The organism is Salegentibacter flavus, from assembly GCF_900115145.1.
Classification (GTDB): domain Bacteria; phylum Bacteroidota; class Bacteroidia; order Flavobacteriales; family Flavobacteriaceae; genus Salegentibacter; species Salegentibacter flavus.
The window spans coordinates 1-23016 of the sequence record NZ_FOVL01000001.1 but is presented as its reverse complement, the minus strand read 5'-3'; the positions used below and the strand labels follow the sequence as shown (position 1 = coordinate 23016).

22 protein-coding genes and 1 riboswitch are annotated in these 23016 nt (G+C 37.8%); of the genes, 12 read left to right on the top strand and 10 right to left on the bottom strand.

All coding sequences use genetic code 11. The features are described from left to right. Positions 1-56: 56 nt before the first annotated feature. The 6 genes from BM266_RS00110 to BM266_RS00085 all read left to right on the top strand — a co-directional run bounded on the left by BM266_RS00110 (position 57) and on the right by BM266_RS00085 (position 3279). A complete protein-coding gene (locus tag BM266_RS00110) occupies positions 57-785 on the top strand; it encodes a TIGR04255 family protein (protein ID WP_093404328.1) in 729 nt (242 codons plus the stop codon). 1 nt (position 786) lies between these two features. Further along, on the top strand, positions 787-1377 hold the full coding sequence (locus BM266_RS00105; RefSeq protein WP_093404326.1) for a hypothetical protein: 591 nt from the start codon (positions 787-789) through the stop codon (positions 1375-1377). After that, entirely contained in the window at positions 1331-1969 is a 639-nt protein-coding gene (locus BM266_RS00100) for a hypothetical protein (protein ID WP_093404323.1), read from the top strand. Before BM266_RS00105 ends, BM266_RS00100 begins: the two co-directional genes overlap by 47 nt. Positions 1970-2026: 57 nt before the next feature. Continuing rightward, positions 2027-2218 carry a heavy metal-binding domain-containing protein gene (locus BM266_RS00095; RefSeq protein WP_175494735.1) on the top strand — a complete coding sequence of 64 codons (192 nt, stop codon included), beginning with the start codon at positions 2027-2029 and terminating at the stop codon, positions 2216-2218. A gap of 348 nt (positions 2219-2566) precedes the next feature. Further along, the gene (locus BM266_RS00090) at positions 2567-2911 is read left to right on the top strand and encodes a type I restriction enzyme endonuclease domain-containing protein (protein WP_317040936.1); all 345 of its coding nucleotides are present in this window, start codon (positions 2567-2569) and stop codon (positions 2909-2911) included. Positions 2912-3078: 167 nt separating this feature from the next. Beyond that, positions 3079-3279: a hypothetical protein gene (locus tag BM266_RS00085; RefSeq protein ID WP_093404318.1), complete on the top strand. Its 201-nt coding sequence runs from the start codon at positions 3079-3081 to the stop codon at positions 3277-3279. Positions 3280-3974: 695 nt separating this feature from the next. Here BM266_RS00085 and BM266_RS00080 read toward each other — a convergent pair. From BM266_RS00080 to BM266_RS00070, 3 genes are all read right to left on the bottom strand, one after another. Next, positions 3975-4988, bottom strand: a complete 1014-nt coding sequence (locus BM266_RS00080) for an acyl-CoA dehydrogenase family protein (RefSeq protein WP_139220577.1) — start codon at positions 4986-4988, stop codon at positions 3975-3977. Continuing rightward, a complete protein-coding gene (pnuC, locus tag BM266_RS00075) occupies positions 4957-5562 on the bottom strand; it encodes a nicotinamide riboside transporter PnuC (protein ID WP_093404315.1) in 606 nt (201 codons plus the stop codon). Before pnuC ends, BM266_RS00080 begins: the two co-directional genes overlap by 32 nt. Before the next feature lie 58 nt (positions 5563-5620). Continuing rightward, a riboswitch (TPP riboswitch) is annotated at positions 5621-5730 on the bottom strand. Between the two features lie 623 nt (positions 5731-6353). Beyond that, a complete protein-coding gene (locus BM266_RS00070; RefSeq protein ID WP_175494734.1) occupies positions 6354-7586 on the bottom strand; it encodes a hypothetical protein in 1233 nt (410 codons plus the stop codon). A gap of 276 nt (positions 7587-7862) precedes the next feature. Here BM266_RS00070 and BM266_RS00065 point away from each other — a divergent pair, with 276 nt between their 5' ends. Beyond that, complete coding sequence (locus BM266_RS00065; RefSeq protein WP_245760352.1) at positions 7863-8411, top strand: lipid-binding SYLF domain-containing protein; 549 nt, start codon at positions 7863-7865, stop codon at positions 8409-8411. A 59-nt stretch (positions 8412-8470) separates the two neighbouring features. Here the strand turns inward: BM266_RS00065 and BM266_RS00060 are convergent, their stop codons facing one another. Further along, complete coding sequence (locus BM266_RS00060; RefSeq protein ID WP_093405268.1) at positions 8471-12049, bottom strand: bifunctional metallophosphoesterase/BamA family protein; 3579 nt, start codon at positions 12047-12049, stop codon at positions 8471-8473. Between the two features lie 259 nt (positions 12050-12308). Here BM266_RS00060 and BM266_RS00055 point away from each other — a divergent pair, with 259 nt between their 5' ends. Next, positions 12309-13709: a sugar porter family MFS transporter gene (locus BM266_RS00055; RefSeq protein WP_093404313.1), complete on the top strand. Its 1401-nt coding sequence runs from the start codon at positions 12309-12311 to the stop codon at positions 13707-13709. 47 nt (positions 13710-13756) lie between these two features. Here the strand turns inward: BM266_RS00055 and BM266_RS00050 are convergent, their stop codons facing one another. Next, positions 13757-14206 carry a nucleoside deaminase gene (locus tag BM266_RS00050; RefSeq protein ID WP_093404310.1) on the bottom strand — a complete coding sequence of 150 codons (450 nt, stop codon included), beginning with the start codon at positions 14204-14206 and terminating at the stop codon, positions 13757-13759. A gap of 93 nt (positions 14207-14299) precedes the next feature. On the opposite strand from BM266_RS00050, the gene BM266_RS00045 reads away from it, so the two are divergent. Both BM266_RS00045 and BM266_RS00040 read left to right on the top strand, forming a co-directional pair. After that, entirely contained in the window at positions 14300-16078 is a 1779-nt protein-coding gene (locus BM266_RS00045; protein WP_093404308.1) for a 1-deoxy-D-xylulose-5-phosphate synthase, read from the top strand. A gap of 49 nt (positions 16079-16127) precedes the next feature. Continuing rightward, positions 16128-17159 carry a DUF3078 domain-containing protein gene (locus BM266_RS00040; protein WP_093404305.1) on the top strand — a complete coding sequence of 344 codons (1032 nt, stop codon included), beginning with the start codon at positions 16128-16130 and terminating at the stop codon, positions 17157-17159. Positions 17160-17161: 2 nt separating this feature from the next. Here the strand turns inward: BM266_RS00040 and dgt are convergent, their stop codons facing one another. From dgt to BM266_RS00015, 5 genes are all read right to left on the bottom strand, one after another. Further along, entirely contained in the window at positions 17162-18508 is a 1347-nt protein-coding gene (dgt, locus tag BM266_RS00035) for a dGTP triphosphohydrolase (RefSeq protein WP_093404303.1), read from the bottom strand. A 206-nt stretch (positions 18509-18714) separates the two neighbouring features. Next, on the bottom strand, positions 18715-19647 hold the full coding sequence (locus BM266_RS00030) for a ribonucleotide-diphosphate reductase subunit beta (protein WP_093404301.1): 933 nt from the start codon (positions 19645-19647) through the stop codon (positions 18715-18717). A gap of 259 nt (positions 19648-19906) precedes the next feature. Further along, positions 19907-20260 carry a DUF4870 domain-containing protein gene (locus tag BM266_RS00025; protein ID WP_093404299.1) on the bottom strand — a complete coding sequence of 118 codons (354 nt, stop codon included), beginning with the start codon at positions 20258-20260 and terminating at the stop codon, positions 19907-19909. A gap of 12 nt (positions 20261-20272) precedes the next feature. After that, positions 20273-21097, bottom strand: a complete 825-nt coding sequence (locus BM266_RS00020; RefSeq protein WP_093404296.1) for a DUF4412 domain-containing protein — start codon at positions 21095-21097, stop codon at positions 20273-20275. Between the two features lie 184 nt (positions 21098-21281). After that, positions 21282-21857 (bottom strand): DUF3109 family protein, encoded by a 576-nt coding sequence (locus tag BM266_RS00015; protein WP_093404293.1) that lies wholly within the window; start codon positions 21855-21857, stop codon positions 21282-21284. Positions 21858-22112: 255 nt separating this feature from the next. Between BM266_RS00015 and BM266_RS00010 the strand changes: the two genes are divergently transcribed. Further along, positions 22113-22694, top strand: coding sequence for a MarC family protein (locus tag BM266_RS00010; RefSeq protein ID WP_093404290.1), 582 nt, complete (start codon positions 22113-22115; stop codon positions 22692-22694). A gap of 75 nt (positions 22695-22769) precedes the next feature. Next, positions 22770-23016, top strand: a 247-nt coding sequence (locus BM266_RS17560) for an IS110 family transposase (protein ID WP_139220576.1), incomplete at its 3' end; no start/stop codon positions are given.

Here is a 23016-nt window from a genome sequence, read left to right as displayed (position 1 = left end):
TTTATAAGATTTCTTAAACATAGTTACTATTATAAAGTTTATATATTTGTTGTAAGATGAAAATTCCAATAAAAATAGAGCCTGACAGAATAAAGGATGCTTTAATGCAAGTATTTTATAGTTCAGATTTGTCTTATGAAATATTAATAGGGTATGTTCATAAGACCCTTACTAATAATGGATTCAGGTATGTAACCCCTTTTCAAGAACAATCTAAAATTAATGGGCAGCAAATTAATTTTAATCCGACACATTTATTTGTAGGACCTAATGATCAAGTGAAAATTCAAATTCATCCAAATCATTCTTTAACCTTTAATACTATTTCTTCTTATATTGGTTGGACCAAATATAGGGAGTTGATTGAAAATGTTCTGAGGATCCTTATAGATGCGAATAATATAAATTCATTTAGTAGGGTAGGGATTAGATATATCAGTGAGTTTGAAAATATTGATATATTAGATAAAGTTAAATTTGGTTATGATCAATCATTTCCGGGTACAGAAATTGATACTAGTACATCAAATCTAAAATGGCGAGATGAGGGGTATTCAATCTCTTTGAATTTAACTTCTAATTTACCTGTTAATATAACAAAGGAAAAACAAGCACCAATTACATCCATTTCATTAATAGATATTGATGTAATAAAACAAAATTTTGAAATTAAAGATATTGGGCAATTAATGAAAACAATAGATGATTGTCATTTTAAACAAAAATCTGTCTTTTTTTCATTGCTTAACCAAGATTTCTTAAATGAATTAAATCCAGTCTATTAGTATGGAAACCTTACTCAATTCAGCAAATATACATTCTAATCGTTTTACAGAGGATAGTTATAGAAGGTCTTCAAGGTCAAGTACACCCTTGTCTTTAGATCAACTGTTCTATCATTCTGGAAGTTTTTTGAATTATCCTTTTAATATTGAAAAAATACTAAAAAAGGTGGTTTCGGATTTCTCCTACGAACTAGACAAAAAAAAATGGTTTATAGATGTGGTTTCGAAAGAAAATTTAATTGAGAAATTTATTTATTCGATTTCTAAATTAATAAAGCTAAACCCTTCATTTATGGGAGTGGAATTAACATCTTCGGATTCATTATTTATTTTCTCTAAAATAGCTGGAGTTAATACCCACTTAGAAATTTTCTTTGATAAGGATAATAAAGAAGATAATTCTCGAGGTTATGATGTAGTTGTAAATGCTTATCAGGATAATGAACATATTCTTTCCCAAATGGGGAATATTGATGAATCAATACGGCATTTAGAATCAATCCTGCCTAGAGAAACAACATCTTTATTAAAATTAATCCATCAAAATGATTCTTCAATATCCCGATATTCTCTTACCGAAACAACAGTATAAGAAAATTGAATTAAAGAAAATTCTTGATAAACATCTTCTACGTAAAACATTCTCAAATGTTCTTATTAATTCATCAACACAACTTTTAAGTGATGAAACCATAGTTGACCAAAGTAAAAATTTGGTTGATTATTCAACCAATTTATTAGGGCAATATAAAGTTGAACATCTGGGAATTAAAATAGTTGGAGAAAAACAAGAATATTATAACTCTAATTGGGATTTTACTAGCTCTCCGGATGAGCCGAAATTGGATATAGATTTTCTAAATGAGGATGAATTTGGTTTTTTTGTTTTACCAGTAGACGCCGTTGAAGGGATTAAAATTCCATATAAAAAAGGTGATAAATCTGATCATTTAAGTGTATCAAGGGTATGTCATTGTCCAACCAATTCTAATTTCTGGCATTTTGAAGTTCGATGGTTTACTAAAGAAGACGGAACTAATACCTGGATTGAACTACCTAAATCTTCTAAAAAAAAGTGGCAAAAATTAATTTTAGGTGCTATAAAATCAAAAATAAGGGAAGCCTATATCCCCGAAGAACCTCTTAGCACTCATCTACCGGAAGTCGATTTTATTCAAAATTAATTTTCTTTTACGATTTTAAAATATTTATTGCTGTGTAAACTTTGATCCAAGATCCTATTGTTAGATTTGGTATCAGTTAATGTAGTAGTAGGGACCAATTTCTTTTCTGATTTTGGGGCATCATTTACCGATCTTTTAGGTGGTCTTTCCGGTACATATCGAAATAAACTTGAGAAAATATATAAAGTTGGTTTAGATAAATTAAAGCTAAAAGCAACCAATATTGGAGGCAATGCAATATTGGGATAAAAATCGATTTGGATGAAATCTCATGAAAAGAAAAATCAATGTTATTGGAACTGCTGTTAGGGTGGAGTTTCAAAAGAGAAATAGAGAAATTAAAGAGACGGTTTCTAACGAAAGCTACAAATGAACGAAACTTGTTAAAAGAAAATATTACTAATTACTCACGCCAGCTCGCATTATTTTATACGAGACCTTAGCTGAAATGGTTTAAAAAATTCATCTATAATGTTATCATTTCAAGAAGCTATTAAAAAATCGGATAGTTATTCAACAATACACTTAGTTTTATTAAATGAATTTAGTATTGCTTGTGTCCCTTCAATTTTCACCTATACATCATTATTTTAGTGAATATCCGCAGCGATAAAACACCTCCTCGACCTCGCAAATGAATTCCAACAAGATGACATCAGGACCAAACAACTTGGTTTAACCGAAGATGAACTGGCATTCTATGACCTCTTGTCTGCCAACGAAAAATTGCTCAACCAAACCGGACCTATCCAGGACCTGGTGCATAAAGTAGTAGACTTTATCAAGAAAAACCTCCAGCTCGATTGGACCAAAAAAGAAGATGCCCGCGCCGCCATTCGCCTGGCAGTGAAAAAGGAATTACGGGGTAATCTGCCGTTCTCTGAACTGGATAATTTGCCAAAGGGAGTCATTGAACAGGCAGAGGGGGCAGCGGAGGCTTAGGAATAAAAACAGAGGCGGAAATCGCCAAGCTGTAACTAACTTAGAGGCGCAAAAGGTTTGGAGAGAAAGCTAACAAAACTATTTATTCTTCTTTATTTTAATTAATGTTCATTATAATTGAATGTTCATTGTCACTGAACACTTTAAAATAATGAACACAACGAACAATGTATTGGAACAACGACTTTATCTACGAGGCTGCTTCTAAACTGGAAGAACGAATCAATAAGGAATTGAAATTTGTCCAGTTTTTTTTAGAAAAAACTGGACAAATTATTGCTTTTAGAAAAAACTGGAAGTCGTATAAACCATTGTATAATAACCAATTCGATCAATTAAAACCCGATATTCAAGGTTTTCACCTTTAAAGATTTAGGTATAGTGGTAAGAAAATGAATCTAAATTTTTTGGAAAAGCCTATTCTCGAACATTTCGAATAGTTAATTTTAAGTTAAAGGTGTCTAATTCGGAGGCACTCCAAAACCTCCTAACCGAAATACTTTGTAAATACGGGATAACAGGGATTCTAAACACTCCCGCCTCGAGTACTTTTAAGACTTCAAATGAAGCCAAAACCCCATAAACTTCACTGTTTATGGGGTTTTTCTTTTTTGAGTAACAAAATGGTGACAATAAAGGATCATTCCTAAATGTTGTGGACTATTCCTGAATATAAGAATTTTCCTACAAATAATTTTCCAAAGAAGGCATTCACCAAGTATTTAAGTTATTGGGCTGAAAGTTTTTTGCAGCGCCTCTTTTCTTCTTATGTTCGCAAGACCATAACATAAGTAGGTTAAGTTCATGGTAGATTTGGGGCAAAAAAGGTGGATGAATAATCCGCCTTTTTTATGTTCAATTTTCTGGATTCTGAATCAAAAAATAAATAGCAGAAAACCATCTTTCATCCTGATCTACATCTTTTTCTAATTCACCGTCAAAAGGAAAATCCTCTGGATGAAAAAAGAAATACTTGAAAATGCTGATCTATAACCCGGGATAATTATATGCTGAATGGCAAAATTTAAACCGAAACGCTGCCCCTTAACAATCCAACCAAGCTTTATTTTGTGAAAATATGATGCTGGGTTGCAGTAAAATAATCGCAAAAGACCTGATTTAAGGGTTGCTTTTTCCGGCTTGCCTTTACGCCCAAACAGGGATATAGTTCAATAATATTACTGGAAATATTTTTTACCGAATTTGAAGCTAAAGTATGAATTTCCCCTATATAATCCTTGGTAATCTCTTCTCCGCCAGCGATCTTTTCTTCAATATTTTCTGAATATTTTGCGACTTTTTGATTGGCAGCAGAGATACTTTTTTCTAAGTTTTTTAAGCTATCCAAAGATTTTTCAGAGTTGGCTTCATCCAAAAAATGTTCGGCAATCCCAATATAATTAATCCAAAGCGTGAGATCAGCAAAAGCTGAAAATGGAATTTTAAAAATGTCCTGTGGCTGATAAAATTCATTATAAATAAAACTAAAGCGTTTAGGGATTAAAGCATTTTTTACTTCAAAAGAATGAGTGACTGAAGCTTTTAAGCCCATAGTGTTCCAATCTTCAATAATCTGAACTTCCTCTTTAGGTAATACAAACGAGCGTACTTTTGGTGCTCCATCCTCGTTTAGCAAAGCCTTACCATTTTCATAAATTTTAGCATTAAGCGTAAAATGACTTAAGTAAGAAGCACCTGTGGCATAACGCCAGATTCCGGAAATCTTATAATTATCGCCTAGTTTTTCAGCCGTTCCAAAAATGCCTCCACTACCTCCCAAAATTGTAGTTCTTGGTTTTTGAAAAATTTCCTTTGCTGTTTCAGGTTCTAGATTTCCTATAAAGTAATTGGCACCACTACATAAAGTTACCGTCCACCCCAAACTGCCATCTATCCCGGCCAATTCCCGCAATTTTGTAAGTCCTTCAGTAAAGGTAAGTTCTAATCCTCCATATTTTTTAGGCACCCAAATATTCCAAAGGTTTTCTTCTGCGATCCAGGTTAAAACTTCTTCAGGAAAAATGTTTGCATCAAAACATAAATTCCTAAGCGCTTGCAGCTTGTTGTCTTCCTTCATCCTTCATAATTTTTCGCCATTTAAAATATCCAGAAGTTCCTACTATAAAAAGGAAAATCGTCAATCCGGCATAAATATATAGTTCTTTATAAATAAGCAAAGGGATGGAAATGGTATTACTGATATTCAAAAAAATCCAGTTCTCCATTTTTCTTTTGGCCATAAGCCACATCCCGGCCCAGGCAAATCCGCTCACGCCGGCATCCCAAAACGGAACATCAGAATTAGTATGGAACCGAAGCCAGTAACTCATTGCCGTAAAACACCCCAACACAACTCCAAGGGCTTTTAGATGTTCAGATTTGCTAGCGCGAGAAATTGGGGTTTCTTCTTCCTGCCTTCCAAACCTCCAGTAAAACCAGCCATAAATACTCATTACCAGGTAATAGAGATTTAAAATAATATCTGCATATAATCTTGACCGGTAAAGCACCCAAAGACTTATAAGTATAGCAGCGATGCCGAATAAATAATTATGGATATTATTTTTCCTCGCCAATAAAACCTGAACTACTCCAAAAGTAGTACCCAGGGCCTGCAACCAAGTAAGATTTATAAAGAAATCCTCTATCATCGTTTTTACTTTAAGCAATGAAATGAGGTGATGAAACTGAATTGAAGTTACAGGAATGCAACCTCAGCTTAGAAATCCCTACGCCGGCATTATCCGGATCAGGTACAGAGTAAAAACTCCCGGGTATCATCTCAGCCTGCCTTTTGGCAAGCACCCCATTTTCAATAAGAATCAAAGGTAAGAAAATCCTAACTTAAGGTATTCGATATTAATCATATTATCCCCTTAGAACAGCTTACTTTTTCGATCCTGCAATTAAAACTTCACGGAATTCTTATAAAATTTTCGCTACACTAAAACCAATCTGGGCACTGGAAATTAAATGGAGCAACAGATACTATGATAAGGCAACCGAACTGAAAAATTTACTGAAATTCTGCGAAATCAATAAACTGCAATCAGCTTTAGTAATCACTATAGACGTCAAAGAAAATAAAACAGTAAGGATATCAATCTTCAATTTATGCCGGGCGCTACTTATGCCTACAATGTTGGTAAAAATACATTAGATAAAAAGCTGTAAAAGTTCGATTGAGACGACACATATAATAGATGACGAACATCTACATGTCGGTAAATTAAGCAAATTCCCGTTTAATATTATTTGATTAAAGTTGATAGATGTTATTTGAAAATCAGTGATTTCAGTTCACAGATCGTCAACGTTTTGAGATTAAGAAGGTAAGAACCCAGTAAATATAGGCCTTCCGGCAGGGGCAGATCCCTGGCGAGGCTGCCAAAAATAAAAGCCCCAAAGCAGAATTGCCTTGTGGCTTTCGTTTAATATTGGATTAAGCTGCTTTACGCGGGTATATTTGTAATGTCCTCACTTTTGGGGTGGACTTTAGCATCTGCTCATGTGCAAGGAAATAATAGATCACAAAAAAGAGAAAATACATCACCATGGTTTTCTGCCTGATGATTATTCCCAAATTAGACATCACAAAAGTCATTGCAAAAGAACCCAGCAAGAACAATAACAGGCTCATCTTAACCTTTACAGGTGCAATCTTAATAAAATTGAAGAAATTCCTTTTAAACAGCTTCACTGCCAGTAGCAGGTAGATAAAATTTTCAGCAGAAACGATGATTCCAAAGAATCCAGGCGCGTCAAAGAATAAGGGCCTGAACCAGAAAGTGAAAAACTTCTCGAAAAGGGAGTATTCGCTCATCGCAACTCCAGAGGTTGCCTGCCCTAAACTATCGGCTCTTTTATCGGTAAACGCAATAAAATCACTAATTAGATCCTGGGAATTTCCAAGGTTTACCACTCCAAGGATCTGGTCTCTAAAGATCAAAAGCACCGCGGTAATTAGCCCTGTATATACCAGTTTCTTTTTCCATTCAATATGTTTGTTACTGAGTAATATCCCCAGTATTGCCACAACCGCTACCAGGAGAAATATATGTGGTCTGATACAAAAGATTAAAAGAGAACCAAAAAAGAGTCCTTGCCAGCGTTGTTCAGAATTCTTGACGGCATAGGCAAACACCATAAGTCCTAGAAAAATTGGTGCGCCTTTTCCCAATGAGGCAGTCCAGAAGTGCATATTAGGAAGGAAAAGCAGTAATGGCAATAAGTTGATCTTTTTAAAAACCTTGATCTTATGCGGCATATTCTCTCTAAAAATAAGATATGCATATACGAAGCCCAGGTACCCAATCCAGGTGAAAAGTAACATCATCATTTCATAGCTGAAACCGAGATAGTTTATAAATGGATAGGATACAAAATCTATGAAACCGGTTCCGGTTGTTGCAAAATCCATCCATTCTTTTCCTTCTTTTTGCGGAACCTGGAAATACCTGTGTGAGTCTGATGGATTAAAAGAAGCATAGACATAGTAAATAGTACCAAAGATGAGGTGATAAAAGAATAGGCTGTTCATTAGCCTGAAAGAGAAAAAGCTATGTCTTCTCTTAAGACGCTTAAATATTACCTGGTTAAGCAGGTATAAAAAGGGAATCAGAAATATAACTTGTGCAATATCAAAAAGCAGGTTTATATCTATATCGTTCAACATCTATTCAATTTGGGTTCAACTCTTTAAACCAACTATCTTACCATCTTTTGTTTTTCTTGGCTAAAAAGCACATAAACTGCTTGATTGTAACTCCTTAAATGTGATTTCCTGGGTTTTGTATGCCATGAATGAATAAGTATTTTTTTTTGAGATGCTGAAAATTGGTGTGGAATTCCACAGTTTTTTGTAGAACTTTCTGACGGCTTGAAAATAACAGATGCTTAACAGTAATTGTGATAGCAAATTCTTAATTTCAATAGAGTATAATTAAAATGAATGATGATGGAAAAACTGAAATTAAATTTCGTTTACAGTTTCTTGTTCGCTTTGATATTTGTGAGCACAACATTTGCCCAAACTGAAGATCAGGAACGATTGATAGATGACGCGGAAAGAGCTAAAACAGCCTTTATAGCCGATAATCCTGAGGTGGAAGAACTATTTGATCTCTCGGCCGGGTATGTGATCTTTCCCAATGTAGGAAAAGGCGCCTATATTCTTGGCGGAGCAGCCGGAAATGGTGTGGTTTACCAAGATGGAAATCTTATTGGTTTTGCTGAATTGAGGCAGTTGGATATTGGGTTTCAGTTAGGAGGTCAGGCCTTCAGGCAGGCTATTCTTTTTCAAACCCAGTCTGAACTGGATAAATTCAAGGAAGGAAATTATAAACTTTCTGGCAATGCTTCAGTAGTAATTATTGAAGAAGGAGAAGCTAAAAGTGTAGAGTTTGAAAATGGAAGAGCTATCCTGACCATGCCAAAAGCAGGAGCCATGATAGAGGTTTCTGTAGGGGGTCAGAAATTTGATTATAAAGACCTCAATTAAGAAATTCAACGGCAAAAAAACCGGAATGTGTTGCATTCCGGTTTTTTTTTGATAAAGGTTTAAAAATTAAATCCGAGACTGAACATAAAGCGGTTACCATCGTCACCCAGATAATAGCCGAAATTTGCGGTTAAAGCATTGAAGCCATTTATAAAGAATGAACCTCCGTAATTGTTGTGCCAGTCGTCAGATTCCGGTTCCTCACTCCAAACCCTTCCATAGTCATATCCTGCGCTTAGCCCGAATCTAAGAGGTATATAATTAGTCCGTATCTTGGAAAGTCCCACCCGGATATCTGTACTATGGAAAAAAGCAGCTTTCCCGTTAAAACGTTCGTTGCGGTAAGCTCTAAGACTATGGTTTCCGCCGAGGGTAGCTCCGTGATAGAATTCATAATTGTCACCAAAGATCATCTCCCCGCCTACCTTGGTCGCAAGAGTAGCTATTCCGCTGGAATGAAGTGGGTAATTAATCCCTAAAGAGGGCTTAAGGTAACCGAATTTGTTATTGTGTTCATCAATACTAGCTTTGTACCCTGTAGTCAGACTAAAATCCATTCCCCGACTAGGGAAGGAAGGATTGTCCTGGTTAAAATACCGGTAATACACTTCGGCTCCTCCATAGAGTTGTTGCTCAAAAAGTTCGCTGTTTTCATCAAAAGACTGTCCTACAAATTCATTTTCATTATAGGCAACCTCCATGGATTCAAGAATTCCTTTTAGGTAAAAACTGCTACCGCGATTATTTTCTCTTATCAAAGAAGGAGTAAAACTCACCTGCTGAATCCTTACCCTGTTAAAATCCATATCTACCTGGTCTTCATCGTAAAAACTGTCGTTACCGGTTCCGAAGTAATTCAGTGTATAGTTAGGGCTGGTGTATTTCGCTTCAAGGCCAAGGTTCCAGTTGGGGAAGATATGTGCAAATTCACCGGTATATTCCGCAGAAAACCCATCGGTAGCAAAGAAATAATTGAGTGAAAGACTATGTTTTGCTGTAAAGGGATTCCTGGCCAGGCCATAGGTGGTGTAGGTGTTTTTAACTCCCATTTTAAAACCTGCATCTGGATCGAAACCTATGCTGGGGAAAAATACATTGGTGGAATTATTGCGTTTTTCGGGGTCATAATTATTTATGTTGTAATTATCGGTTAGCATTTTGGAACCGGTTTTCTCAAAACTGTTCTTTTTGCTTTTATAATCGTATGTCTTTGTTTTGCGTGAATTATCAAAATTATAAGTATCGTTGTTTTTGCCACCCACAATTTTAAGTTTAATCAGGTCATTTCCTTTTCCTTCGATCTTAAAATCGTCTTCTCCTTCCAGACCATAGACCCAGATCTCTTTGGTCTCTGATGAAGAATACGAACGCCGAAACTCTGAACCATCGCCACCCTCTACCTTAATTTGAGTTACACCATTCGGTTTTCTTGTAATTATAAAGGAATCGTCTTCTTCAGTTCCTGTGACTACATCGTAACGGACTAAGAATTCATAATACCGATTTGCAATGTCTTCCAGATTATCACGTCTGGCTTTAAGTGCTTTTTTTATATTTTCTATGCTTTCATCCCGGGTGTCTTCGGGAAGTGCAGCAAAAGCCGCTTCAATTTTTTCATCGTTTAAATTTTTCTGAATAAATTCCACTTGTTCTTTCCATTCGGGCCAGGTAGCGTCTCTTATAAAAGCTTTGTCTAAAGGATATGCTGCTTTATTAAACCATTTAACGTCCGCAATGTCTGATTCAAAGGTTTGGAAAGCTCTCATTTCAGGAAAACCAAATTTTAAAAGTCTCACCATAAAGCCATCATATTTTGAGAAAGCCTGATCCCTGTCCCGGGGAATGGGTTTATATATTTTAACCGAGTCGTTTTCTTTAAACTCTGCCCAGCGCCACTGGTCTTGGTGCCGGTCCCAATCTCCAATAAGCATATCGGCAAGACGGGCTCGTATGTAAGTTGGCTCGTGTACGTAAATGTTTTTTGTTTCTCTTAACTCAAGCAAAAGGTCCGAAGTACTTAGTATACCATCAGCATTTCCAAAATCTTCAAACTCCTTATTGTGATCTCCTACGTGTTCTTCCAACATATAGAGCTTGTCTCCATAATCTTCGTTATAAATACCAATGTTTTTCTGCTTAGGAACATAATAAAGTTTGGGATTAGCGTGATAAAGATCAAGGTCTTCCATGATATCGTTAACGGCAAATGGGGCATATGGGTGGGCCGTGGTGTAAAAATCCTGGACAATTCGTTCGGCTACAGTATTTTCCATATAATCGTGGATATAATGGCCTTGAATATTTGCCTGGATAAACCTGAGGGCACTTTTCCTGATTTCCCTTAGCGAAAATTCATTTTCATTATCGTCGAGCAGCCTAAGGGTTCGCGATTGTCTACCTCCACCTTCATTGATGGCTATGGGATTTCCGGGCAGGGTATCTAAAAATAATACCGGCACTTCTATTTGCCTACCGTAGATGTCCCGGTAATGCTCACCCCACATTTTCTTATAAGGATAAGATTTATTCACCTCTTCTTCAGTATAAACTGAAGCTTTATAAGTGGATTCAAAGTCTTCTTTGGAATGATATGAGACTTCGTCTTCACTTATTCTTTCACGTTTTATATACTGGCTGTGCAGAAGCTGAGGTCCGGAAGCGGCAGATTCGTAAAATTCTACCACCGAGCTGCCATCCTTATAAACATTCAGCTTAGCGAATCCGGGTTTTTTAGAAGCGAAATCCTTATCTCCTTCAGGTTTTGATCTTTGGAGTTTACCCATTGCCCCACTAATAATCTGGGGAGTGTTGTTATCTTTTATATATTGCATATTCCTGTCGTTTCCCGAAACAAAGATCACATCTTCAAACTGTCTTGAGAGGGTTTCCAGCCTGTCGCGTAGTTCTTTTCTTAGTGGATTTTGGTAGGATTGCTCGGTAAAACCAGCGATTTTATTGATAAATCCGTGGCGGGTGTTAGACATCACTGGGTGGTGGATACTCACAATTATAGTTTTCCCCTGCTCATCTTTTAATTCATCTTTTAATTCAATAAAAAACTGCTCCCTGGTTTTAATCTCGCATTTGTCATTGATGTATGGATGCTTGTCCCATTCTTCCAGAAACCATTGAGAATCTACCATTGTCAACCGCACATCATCGTTAAGATCTTCCCCCTCAATAGGGCATCCATCATTTGGCCAGAATTCTGCTTCGCTGTTATCCTGAAGAAAGGACTCCATATCGTCTATATTCTGATGGCCTTCTTTGTTCCATTCATTTACGCCGGGGTTGTAAATAATATTTCCGTTGAAACCTTCCAGGGGGTTCATAAGTCTTTCCTTCAAAAATTCTTCTGTTTCTTTCCGGGCTTTCTTTTTGGGAGGATAGCCTCCCTTTGGGGTAATGTTTCCCACAATTACTACTGAAGCTTCCTGATCATTTTGGGAAGCCTCGTTTATTTGCTGCAGAATTAATTTGGAAGATAGGCAATCATCCAGCCCCGTATTTGCAGTAAAATAAACCGAATGGGAAATTTCCTTAACATTCTGGCTATCCTGGGCAGAAGAATTTATAAAAATTAGAACCATTATCAGGCATAACCGAGTCTTGATTATGCTAAAAGATTTGTATTTCATAGATTGGGAGCTTGAATTAATTTTAACATTTTTCAAGTTTCAGAAAAAAAATTCTGCAATCCATAAATTTTAACTGATTATAACATTTTGAGATATCGGTCTTTAAATTATAAATCACCCAATAAACTTTAAATAATTCGGAAAACAAGACCATTTTAAATGAGTGAAATACAATTCGTTAACACAAAGATGCATCGCTGAAAAAAGTAGGGAATTAATTGATAATTCTTATCTTCACCCACCCTAAACAAAAAAGCTCATGCATAGTAAATCTTATCTGATTTTAACCACGATTGTTTCAGCCCTGGGAGGATTATTATTCGGTTATGATACCGGAGTAATAAATGGCTCCCAATATTATTTCAGCCAGTATTTTGATCTTGATGCAGTCATGAAAGGTTGGGTTGTTGGTAGTGCCCTCTTAGGATGTTTTGTAGGTGCAATTATCGCCGGGCCCATAAGTAATTTTATGGGGAGAAAGTATTCCCTTATCCTCTCCAGTATTCTCTTTTCTTTATCGGCCTGGGGCTCGGGGTTGCCCGCATTTCTTCCGGAGTCGGTATCGCTTTTGGTGGTGTTCAGGCTTATTGGTGGGCTGGGAATAGGACTTGCCTCTATGAACGCGCCAACTTATATCGCAGAGATCGCCCCAGCAAAAATAAGAGGTACCCTGGTTAGTTATTATCAACTGGCAATTGTAATTGGTTTTTTTGTTGTCTTTCTTGCAACCTATTTTATTGGAAGCACCGCTACCGAAGCCGAAAATATCCAAAACGGTTGGCGTTATATGTTCTGGTCTGAACTTATACCCAGTTTGTCATTTCTAATCCTTCTGTTCTTTGTGCCTAAGAGTCCGCGCTGGCTGGCCTTAAAAGGTCTGAAATCCCAGGCTTTAGAAGTGCTTACAAAAATTCACGGAAAAGAAGTCGCAAATATTGAAATACAGGAGATCGAGAAATCTCTGCAAAAAGAAGAAGGCAGTAAGAAAGTGAACATTTTCGCAAAAGGTATATTTTCTATTATAGTTATAGGAACAGTGCTTTCTGTATTGCAGCAATTCACAGGAATCAATGCCGTGCTCTATTATGGTGCCGATATTTTTGAAAAAGCCCTTGGTTTCGGAAAAGAAGATGTGCTGGCCCAGCAAATTCTTCTGGCCGGGGTAAACCTGGTCTTCACCTTTGTAGCGATGGCTACCGTAGACCGTTTTGGTCGAAAACCTTTAATTTATATAGGCTCAGTAGGGATGATCGTTGGATTTCTTCTACTCGGGGTTTCACTTATGACCGGTAATGTTGGCCTTGTTTCCCTAATTGGGGTGCTAATGTTTGTTGCAGCTTTTGCAATGTCTATGGGACCGGTAGTATGGGTTGTGCTTTCAGAAATGTTCCCCAATAAGATCAGGTCTATAGGGATGTCTATTGCCGTTGCAGCACAGTGGGCAGCTAATTATGTGGTTTCCCAATCTTTCCCCATCATTGCGGAAAGCGAAGTGAACAATAATGATTTCTGGAGTGGATCTTTACCTTACTTTATCTTTTCGGTATTTATCCTGGCGATCATATTCTTTACGATGAAATATATTCCCGAAACTAAAGGTAAATCCTTGGAAGAACTCGAAGATATGTGGGAAATACCAGATGAACTGAAAAAAGCTTAATAGTCTTTGATTTATACAGAAAAGCACTGCCACTCCGGCGGTGCTTTTTAGTTTAGATTCCTCTTCTCTATAAAGAAACGCTTTAACAATGCTGAAGCTTCTTCTTCAAGAATCCCGTGTTTTATCTGAGTTTTAGGATGAAGTTTCCCCCCATTTTTGCGGTAACCACGCTGGTGGTCTTCCGCGGCGAAAACCAGTTTCGATAGTTGGCTCCAATAAAGAGCCCCGGCACACATTTGGCAAGGCTCAAGGGTGACATACATCGTACAATCAACAAGGTATTTTCCGCCCAGGAAATTAGCTGCTGCAGTGATAGCCTGCATTTCGGCATGGGCGGTCACATCGTTCAGGGTTTCGGTGAGATTGTGTCCCCGGGCGATTATCCTGTTGTTGATCACCACAACGACCCCAACAGGGATTTCCCCTTTTGTATAAGCCTCTTCGGCCTCTTCTAAGGCTTTCCGCATAAAATATTCATCATCAAAAGGACTCAGCATTATTCCTGTATTTTTCCGAAAGATAAAAATATTAGAACGTTTGTATTTAAAATACTCACCATAATTACAAATTCATACCCTAACTTTGCACGCATGCCAACACCCATGTTAAATACGGTAAACAGCCCCAAAGATCTTCGGAAATTACCTCAGGAAGACCTTTCCCGTTTGGCTGCAGAGCTTCGCAAATTCATTATAGATATTGTTGCTACTAAAGAAGGTCATCTAGGTGCAAGCCTAGGGGTTGTGGAGCTCACCATCGTCCTGCATTATGTATTTAATACGCCAGATGATCTGCTGGTATGGGATGTAGGCCATCAGGCTTACGGTCACAAAATTCTTACCGGGCGCAGGGACCAATTCCACACCAATCGGCAGTTAGGCGGTATCAGTGGATTTCCGAAGCGCTCAGAAAGCATTTACGATACTTTTGGGACGGGGCATTCATCCACTGCAATTTCAGCGGCACTGGGAATGGCTATTGCCTCAAACCTTGAGGGGAAAAAAGAAAAACAACATATTGCCGTGGTAGGAGATGCGTCCATAGCCAGCGGAATGGCCTTTGAAGGACTTAACCACGCCGGCGTGACCGATGCTAATTTGCTGGTAATCCTGAATGACAATGCCATAGGGATTGACCCCAGTGTAGGAGCTTTAAAGCAATACCTTACCAAGGCCAGGGTAGGCTATAAACCCAAGCAAGACAATATAATTGAAGCACTCAATTTTAGGTATTTTGGCCCGGTGGATGGTCATGATATTCCTGGGTTAATAAAAATTCTCAGGAAGCTTCAGAAGATAAATGGTCCAAAATTCCTTCACGTGTTCACCACAAAAGGAAAAGGACTAAAAAAGGCTGAAGAGGATCAGGTGAAATATCATGCTCCGGGTAAATTTAAACCTGAAACCGGTGAGCTCCTGCCTAAGGCCACCGAAAATTTGCCTTTAAAATATCAGGATGTCTTTGGACTAAGTTTGGTAGAACTTGCTGAAAAAAATGAAAAAATTATAGGCATCACTCCGGCTATGCCCACGGGTAGCTCCCTTAAATATATGATGCAGGCTTTTCCAGACCGTGCTTTTGATGTTGGAATCGCTGAACAACACGCAGTAACCCTTGCAGCCGGAATGGCAACCAGGGGATTCCGGGTTTTCTGTGCAATTTATTCCACTTTTCTTCAAAGGGCTTATGATCAGGTTATCCACGATGTTGCAATACAGAATCTCCCGGTAATTTTTTGTCTTGATCGTGCGGGACTGGTAGGCGAGGATGGGGCGACCCACCACGGGGTATTCGATATCGCTTATCTTCGAAGTATTCCCAACCTGATTATTGCGGCACCCGCCAATGAAATTGATCTTAGAAACCTGCTGTATACCGCGCAGTTAGCACTTGATTCTCCTCTCGTTATTCGATATCCGCGCGGAAGAGGGCAGTTAACAGACTGGCAGCAACCTTTTGAAGCATTAGAGATTGGAAGAGGAAGGTGCCTGAAAGAAGGTAGTGAAATCGCTGTTTTAAGTATTGGGAATATGACCCGAAATTCAAAGTTGGCTATAGAGAAGATAGAGGCCGAACATAAAGATAAAATCGGTCATTTTGATATGCTTTTTGTAAAACCTCTGGATGAGACACTACTGCATAGGATTTGCAAGAAATACACAAGTATTATTACCGTGGAAGATGGGGTTGCTAAAGGAGGCTTTGGAAGTGCAGTCCTGGAATTTGCTTCTAAAAATGATTATCGACTAAAGATCAGGTGTTTAGGAGTTCCGGATAAATTTATTGAACACGGAAGTGTAGATGAATTACAAGAAAAGTGCGGAATTAACGTTGAAAATATACGTGAGGTGATTTTTTCTCAACTCTGAATTTTTTATTTTTGCAAATCCGAATAATCCGAAGAATCCAAATTATCCAATGAAAATCCTATTCCTGAGCTTTTTAGCGTGTCTTTTTGCGCTAAATGCTTCTGCCCAAATAATTCCCAATCCTATAAAACCATCTGATACTATAAAAGTTGTAAAACCTGCACCGGTTCAGGATACTCTTTTGGTTGTTCTGGATACCATAACGCTGGAACCTCCGATGCTTGTTTTCTGGACCGAAAAAAATGCAGTAGGTTTAAATTTTAACGAAGTAGCTTTTATTAATTGGAACGCGGGTGGTAATAACTCAATTTCGGCTTTGGTTCACGGAAATTTTGAACGAAATTACACAAAGAAATTACTGTCATGGAAAAACCGCGGTTCTTTTAAATACGGTTTAAATGCCCAGGAAGACCGGGAGGTGCGAAAAACCGATGATGAATTTCGACTGAATTCTTCCTTTGGTTACCGAAAGGATTCCATCTCCAATTGGTATTATTCAGCTAAATTCACCTTTAATACTCAAATTGCTAATGGGTATAAATATCCTGAAACCGACAAGCCTATTTCGAAATTTATGGCTCCGGGATATCTCTTTGTGGGTGTTGGTAGCCAATATTCCAGCCACGATGAATCTCTGGATGTTTATATTTCTCCCTTAACCCAGAAATCCACTTTCGTACTTGACCAGCGTCTTGCCAATGAAGGGATGTTCGGAGTCCAGAGAGCTCAATATGATGACCTGGGGAATTTAATTAAGGAAGGGGAAAGCGTAAGAACAGAAATAGGTTTTTTAGTAACGAGTAATTTCGCCAAAGAGATTTTTACAAATGTTAAACTGGATAACCGGATAAGTCTCTATTCAGATTATCTCAATAAATTCGGGAATGTCGATGTAGACTGGGAGGTAAATGCAGACCTAAAGGTGAACGACTTTATAAGAGCTAACATAGGAACTCAATTACGGTACGACGATGATGTGAAATATAAAGAAGACACCAATGGCGATGGTAACCTGGAGACATTTGGTCCCCGGGTGCAATTCAAACAGTTACTTGGTGTGGGCGTTATCTATGAATTTTAACGCTATAAGCTTAAACCCTTATACCTTTCAAAAGAGGCTACGGTTAGTCCGTCGGTAAGTGATGCTGTATAGGAACATATTTCCATAAGGATTTTATATACCGAAGTTTCATCCTGCAAATGCTGAAGTTTAGGCACCGATTTTAATACGAGTTTGTTGAAATTAGAGCTCTCTTCTTCCTGTGTTGGTAAAAAAGCTTTTGTATATGTGTTCAAAAGGAATGAGAGCATCTTATAGCCGGCAATTTCTTTGTTAATCACCTCCTCGCTCTGATAAATTCGCTCAATGCTTATTTTTATGATGTCTTTAATTTGGGCTTCATAACCGCTCTTATCAAATAAAGCATCGTGGAATTTTCCTTCGAGAATAGCCTCTTCGTTTTGTAAAAAGGTCTCTACAGCTTCAGAAATAAGAGTGTTTATTGCCAGTGCCCGCAAATAGGCAAGCCTGTCTGATGTATTTTGAAGTGTATTGTATTTCTGGGTGTTGATATTGTTTTTAACTAGTTTTATAAGGTACTCCAGGGCATAATCTTCATCTATGAGTCCTAAATTGATACCGTCTTCAAAATCGATAATGGTATAGCAAATATCATCGGCTGCTTCTACCAAAAATGCCAGGGGATGTCTGACATAGCCTAGATTTCTATTTTTCCCTGTTTGAATCAGACCTAAATCCCGGGCCACCTCCTGAAAGCTGTCGCGTTGCAACTGGAAAAATCCAAACTTCTTATCGGAAATATTAGAGGTAGGTTTATGCGGAAGGGACTCTTTGGGGTATTTAGTGAAGGCTCCCAGAGTTGCATAAGAAAGCCGGAGTCCACCGGGAATTCCCGGTCTGGTTTCGGTTAGAATTTTAAAACCATTGGCATTCCCTTCAAATTTTACCAGGTCGCGATATTCTTTCTCTGTAAGTTGTTCCTTAAAACGTCTGCCTTTACCATGACTAAAATATTCACCAATGGCTTTTTCTCCTGAATGTCCAAAAGGAGGGTTTCCAATATCATGCGCCAACGAGGCCGCTGCAACGATAGCACCAAAATCATTCATCCGGTAACCGTGAATTGTTTCCAAATGCGGGTGCTTCTCCAGGATTTTCTGTCCGGCCAGGCGCCCCAGGGAACGTCCTACCACAGAAACTTCCAGGCTGTGAGTAAGACGGGTATGAACAAAATCGGTTTTGGAAAGGGGGATAACCTGAGTTTTATCCTGTAAACTTCTAAAAGCAGAAGAGAAGATTATGCGATCATAATCTACCTCGAAGCCCAATCGGGTCTCATTTTGTTCTTTTCTAAGGCGTTTATTGGTATCTCCGAAACGTTTTAAGGAGAGAAGTTGTTCCCAGTTCATCATTTGTGTTGGTGTTTAGGTTGCGTAGGTAGCGCAGTCTGCTCAAAAATAATAATTCCAAAGACTTCGTAAGATGGAATTAGCTCTTATTTTCGATTGTTTTAGTGGGAATGAGTTTTGGAAAAGGCTCTGATTAAAAAAAACCTGGGGGGGCCTAATAAAATCTCAAAAAACGCCACGTTGGGGGTCGTAGCGTTTTTGAGGCTTTACAAATCAGTTTTAAAACTGATTTTATCAGAATCATTATCTATTTTTCGTCCTGCCTGTTGAAATTTTCCTACACGTTGTTCGGCCAGGCTTGGTCGTTTGTCTGTTTGAGTAGCAGTTTCATAACCTAATTTTTCAAAAAGGTCATCGCTAAGCAATTTGAGGTAATGCTCTATATGTTCAACGGGCATTCCTATCAAATTCACCGGTAAAGTTTTTAAGAGGAAATCCCCGATCAAATTCTCTGTTTCCAGTATGATCTCCCTTATTTTTTCAGAAGAAATATCTTTTTTGATCTTTTCTGAATAAAGGTTTATTGCAAGATCGCGATGGTATGCTTTATCACGTGAAATGAGTTCACAATAATAATTAAGTCCCGCCAGGTCTTTACGTTTTTTAAGCCATAAAAGAGAGGAGAGTGCTGCAGGAAAGAAAATAGCATTCAGTGCGGCTGAAGCAACCAGAGCTTCGGCCAGAGAACCTGAACTTGTCCATTTTTTGATGTGATTTTCAACAATTTTAAGCTGCGGATTAACTTCAGAAAAAAGTCGCTCTTCAGTTTTTGGACGATTCAGGAATGCACGGGTGAGCATTGAAAAGCTTTCCAGGTAAACATTTTCTGAAACTGCCTGGAAATCAAAACAGAAGTTTGCTTCCGGTATATCTCCGTTAAGTTTTCGGGTAATATTCTGGGTTAATAAATTTTGTGAACCGGCCAGGAATGCCATTAAGTTTCTAACGAAATGCACCTCGTTGGTATTTAACTTTTGTTCTTTTATTTCCAGTTTATGGTCGGCAATATCGGTATGGGTTGTCCAGAAACGAGACTCTATTTTTTTATACCAATCCCAAATATCGTTATGTTTAACAGGGAAAATGATGAAACGATTTTTATCGTCTTTCAGCGTGGTTTCCTGTAGGGATTTTGACATATTTTTTGGTGTAAACCTTTTTGGTTCTTAGGTTCACAACAAATATGGTGAAATGTTTTGAAAATCAGCTAAGTAAAGATTAAACGTTTTCAACAAAGTTTTCAACAGAATAACTTAATAAGTAATTTGAAATCCCAATTATAGCAGTGGTTTCGATATAATACATTACAAATGTTAAAAAGTAAATGATGGGATAAATGTTATAATCCCTGAATACTATCCTATTTCGGGGATGAATCCATTTGTTCTTTCATTTTCTCTAAATAGTGGCGAACCACTTTTCAAAATGGTCCCCAAGAAAGGGAACCGGTTTGGTTTTGTTATTAATCGCATTAATTAGTCCCATAATCCATAAATACAGCAGGAAAATTGAACCGAGAAAACTTAATATCCATCCTAAGATTGGGATCATTCCTATAATGAAAAGTCCCAGGCTAATTATTACAAGCCCCAGGGATTGTTTAATATGAAAAGTGGCAAATTTATCTTTTTTATCATTGTTTAGCACAAAAGCTACCACTAGGCCAATTATGGTTAAATAGGCAATAATGGCTATAGTTTTAGGATCAAAAGTGCCTTTAGCTTCGTTGGTATTCGTGTTAGTGTTTTCCATGATTCCCGGTTTTTATTTAGCTGCACCCAGGGCTGTATAATTTTCCTTATTTATCGTAAAAGGTTTTTTCTCCAACCCGGTACAACGCATATTCGCATTTCGGTTAAGATTTTTCTTATCTACCATTTGCATTTCCATCATTAAAGCATCGCCGTCTTCCAGCCAATCAGCATTCCAGCCTTTTGGAATATTGCTTTTTTCATCACTATACATATTGGCGAAACTTATGGGTGCTTCCTGTGTGACGTAGAAGGTAAACTTGTGTTCTTCGGTTTCGGTTTCATAACCCTGGCATTCGTAACCCAGGATATTTTTCGTACCGATCTTCTTTAATTCTGCATTTTCATAAGGATTGGTTTCGTCTTCAGGATTGGTAAGATTATCTATTTTGCTGGCGGTAATAAAATTATTTTCGCCAGAACCGAAATATATAATACTAAGCTTTCTGTCCATGTCCAGGATCATAAACATGCTTTCAGCCTGCGGCATTCGCATCCCAAAATAAGGCGCATCTTCTTTTAAAAGATAAGTCATATCTATATTTCCGTCCCTGGTTTCCATGTTTAACTGGTATTCCCAGTTAAAATCGTAAGATTGCGGAACTTCACTAATATCTACGCGATTGGCACCCATTGGGATCGGACTATTTTTTAAATCAGTCTCCCACATTTTATTGAGTGACTTTTCGGCTTCAGAGGCTGCTTTGTTGGCAATATTTTCTGTCACCTTTTCTTCGACTTTTTGCTCTACTTTCTTTTTCAGATTCTTTAAAAATTGCGCTTCGGCTGAAAATCCAAATAACAGCACGCTTAACATTGAAATGATTAAATTTTTCATCGCTTTAGCTTTTTTGGTTAGAATAATAATTTCGGAGTATCTCCTTGATCAAATGGGGCTGTCGAATTTTTTCCAGTATTGGGGCATACTGACTTTAAACCGGAAGGGCGGTTTTTGAAGCGAAGAAGTTAAGAAAATATTTCAGAACAAAGAAATATGATGCTGAAAAATAGCGCTTTAGGTATTATTTTTCCTTCTGAATTTGCTGTACGGTTTCTTCGAGTTCCTTGTACCAATCTGCCCCAAATTTCCTGATTAGGGCATCCTTTGTGAATTTATAAACCGGCACTTGAAGCTCTTTTCCTAAACTACAGGCATCATCACAAATTTGCCAGTGATGATAATTTACCGCAGAAAAACTGGAATATTCCTGTACCCTTACCGGGTAAAGATGGCAGGAAACAGGTTTTTTAAAATCGATAAGACCTTCGTTATGGGCTTTTTCTATGCCACAAAGAGCAGTGCCTTTATCATCAAAAGTAACATAGGCACAGTCGGCTCCATCGATAAGTGGGGTTTCGAGTTCGCCGTTTTCGGTGGTAATATAGGTGCCTTGAGTCTCGATAGCTTCTATGCCCTCTGGTCGAAGAAAAGGCTTCACTTTCGGGTATATCTCCTCCATAATTTCCCGTTCCTCTGGTTCTACCGGGGCGCCGGCCTCTCCGTCTACACAACAGGCTCCTTTACAGGCCGAAAGATTACAAACAAAATCTTTATTGATGATCTCCTCTGAAACTATGGTCTTCTTTATCTGAAACATGTGGCAAAGATAATTGTTGAAATCAGTTTCTGAAATAATCAGTAAGAAATAAATTTATAATTTCATTAAGTATAAGTGTCTGGTGCCATCTGGCAAGGATTCTTGCGTTAACCTAAAAAAGCAAAAAGATGCGCAATTCTTTTCATTTTTGGTCAAAAATTATAATGGCAAAACTTTATAAAGAATTAATAAACAAAACCTTGACACTCTGTTTTTAAAAATTACTTTTGCACAAAATTTTTCAAAGCTGAAGTTATGTTGGATTTATTGAATTTTAAGCAGATTTTTACCGCGGGAATGATACTTTTTGCGGTAATTGATATAATTGGGAATATCCCGATTATCATAGATCTTCGAAAAAAAGTTGGTCATATTCAAAGTGAAAAAGCTTCTATAGTAGCCGGAATTTTAATGATTGTTTTCCTTTTCCTGGGAAAAGAGATACTTAATTTAATTGGTATCGATGTAAATTCTTTTGCGGTAGCCGGTGCTTTTATATTGTTTTTCCTGGCTTTAGAAATGATCCTGGGAATAAGCCTGTATAAAGATGATGAGCCCGAAACGGCTTCTATTGTGCCCCTTGCTTTTCCGTTAATTGCCGGGGCGGGTACGATGACCACACTGGTTTCTCTTCAGGCAGAATTTGAAACCATAAATATCATTGTGGCCATCTTAATCAATCTTATCGTAGTATATGCAGTGTTGAAGGCTTCAGCTAGAATCGAAAGAATTTTAGGAAGTCAGGGTATTAGTGTGATAAGAAAGGTATTTGGCGTTATCTTGCTGGCTATTGCCGTTAAATTGTTCGCCACTAATATTCAAAGTTTATTTGTATGAAATACCCATGATTTAGCCCACGCAAACACCGATGAGTTTTTTGCTTAAATTTAAGTGATGTAAAAACTTATTGGAATGAAAGCAATTGACTACGAGCAGGTTATTTCCGTGGGATGCGGAATAGATGTGCACAAGGATGTTATTGTTGCTACGGTTAGAAGCAATAGCAAAGATTATCAGACCAGGCAGTTTACTGCCTATACAAGTTCTTTGACAGAGTTACGAGATTGGTGTAAGGAAGAAGGGGTTACTCATGTGGCTATGGAAAGCACCGGCGTCTATTGGAAGCCGGTTTTTAATATCCTGGAGGAAGATTTTGCGA

Excerpts from the sequence above, each read along its gene's own strand:
- BM266_RS00110 (WP_093404328.1), top strand. The coding sequence starts at position 57 with ATGAAAATTCCAATAAAAATAGAGCCTGACAGAATAAAGGATGCTTTA.
- BM266_RS00105 (WP_093404326.1), top strand. The coding sequence starts at position 787 with ATGGAAACCTTACTCAATTCAGCAAATATACATTCTAATCGTTTTACA.
- BM266_RS00100 (WP_093404323.1), top strand. The coding sequence starts at position 1,331 with ATGATTCTTCAATATCCCGATATTCTCTTACCGAAACAACAGTATAAG.
- BM266_RS00085 (WP_093404318.1), top strand. The coding sequence starts at position 3,079 with ATGTATTGGAACAACGACTTTATCTACGAGGCTGCTTCTAAACTGGAA.
- BM266_RS00080 (WP_139220577.1), bottom strand. The coding sequence starts at position 4,988 with ATGAAGGAAGACAACAAGCTGCAAGCGCTTAGGAATTTATGTTTTGAT.
- pnuC (WP_093404315.1), bottom strand. The coding sequence starts at position 5,562 with ATGATAGAGGATTTCTTTATAAATCTTACTTGGTTGCAGGCCCTGGGT.
- BM266_RS00070 (WP_175494734.1), bottom strand. The coding sequence starts at position 7,586 with ATGTTGAACGATATAGATATAAACCTGCTTTTTGATATTGCACAAGTT.
- BM266_RS00065 (WP_245760352.1), top strand. The coding sequence starts at position 7,863 with ATGATGATGGAAAAACTGAAATTAAATTTCGTTTACAGTTTCTTGTTC.
- BM266_RS00060 (WP_093405268.1), bottom strand. The coding sequence starts at position 12,049 with ATGAAATACAAATCTTTTAGCATAATCAAGACTCGGTTATGCCTGATA.
- BM266_RS00055 (WP_093404313.1), top strand. The coding sequence starts at position 12,309 with ATGCATAGTAAATCTTATCTGATTTTAACCACGATTGTTTCAGCCCTG.
- BM266_RS00050 (WP_093404310.1), bottom strand. The coding sequence starts at position 14,206 with ATGCTGAGTCCTTTTGATGATGAATATTTTATGCGGAAAGCCTTAGAA.
- BM266_RS00045 (WP_093404308.1), top strand. The coding sequence starts at position 14,300 with ATGCCAACACCCATGTTAAATACGGTAAACAGCCCCAAAGATCTTCGG.
- BM266_RS00040 (WP_093404305.1), top strand. The coding sequence starts at position 16,128 with ATGAAAATCCTATTCCTGAGCTTTTTAGCGTGTCTTTTTGCGCTAAAT.
- dgt (WP_093404303.1), bottom strand. The coding sequence starts at position 18,508 with ATGAACTGGGAACAACTTCTCTCCTTAAAACGTTTCGGAGATACCAAT.
- BM266_RS00030 (WP_093404301.1), bottom strand. The coding sequence starts at position 19,647 with ATGTCAAAATCCCTACAGGAAACCACGCTGAAAGACGATAAAAATCGT.
- BM266_RS00025 (WP_093404299.1), bottom strand. The coding sequence starts at position 20,260 with ATGGAAAACACTAACACGAATACCAACGAAGCTAAAGGCACTTTTGAT.
- BM266_RS00020 (WP_093404296.1), bottom strand. The coding sequence starts at position 21,097 with ATGAAAAATTTAATCATTTCAATGTTAAGCGTGCTGTTATTTGGATTT.
- BM266_RS00015 (WP_093404293.1), bottom strand. The coding sequence starts at position 21,857 with ATGTTTCAGATAAAGAAGACCATAGTTTCAGAGGAGATCATCAATAAA.
- BM266_RS00010 (WP_093404290.1), top strand. The coding sequence starts at position 22,113 with ATGTTGGATTTATTGAATTTTAAGCAGATTTTTACCGCGGGAATGATA.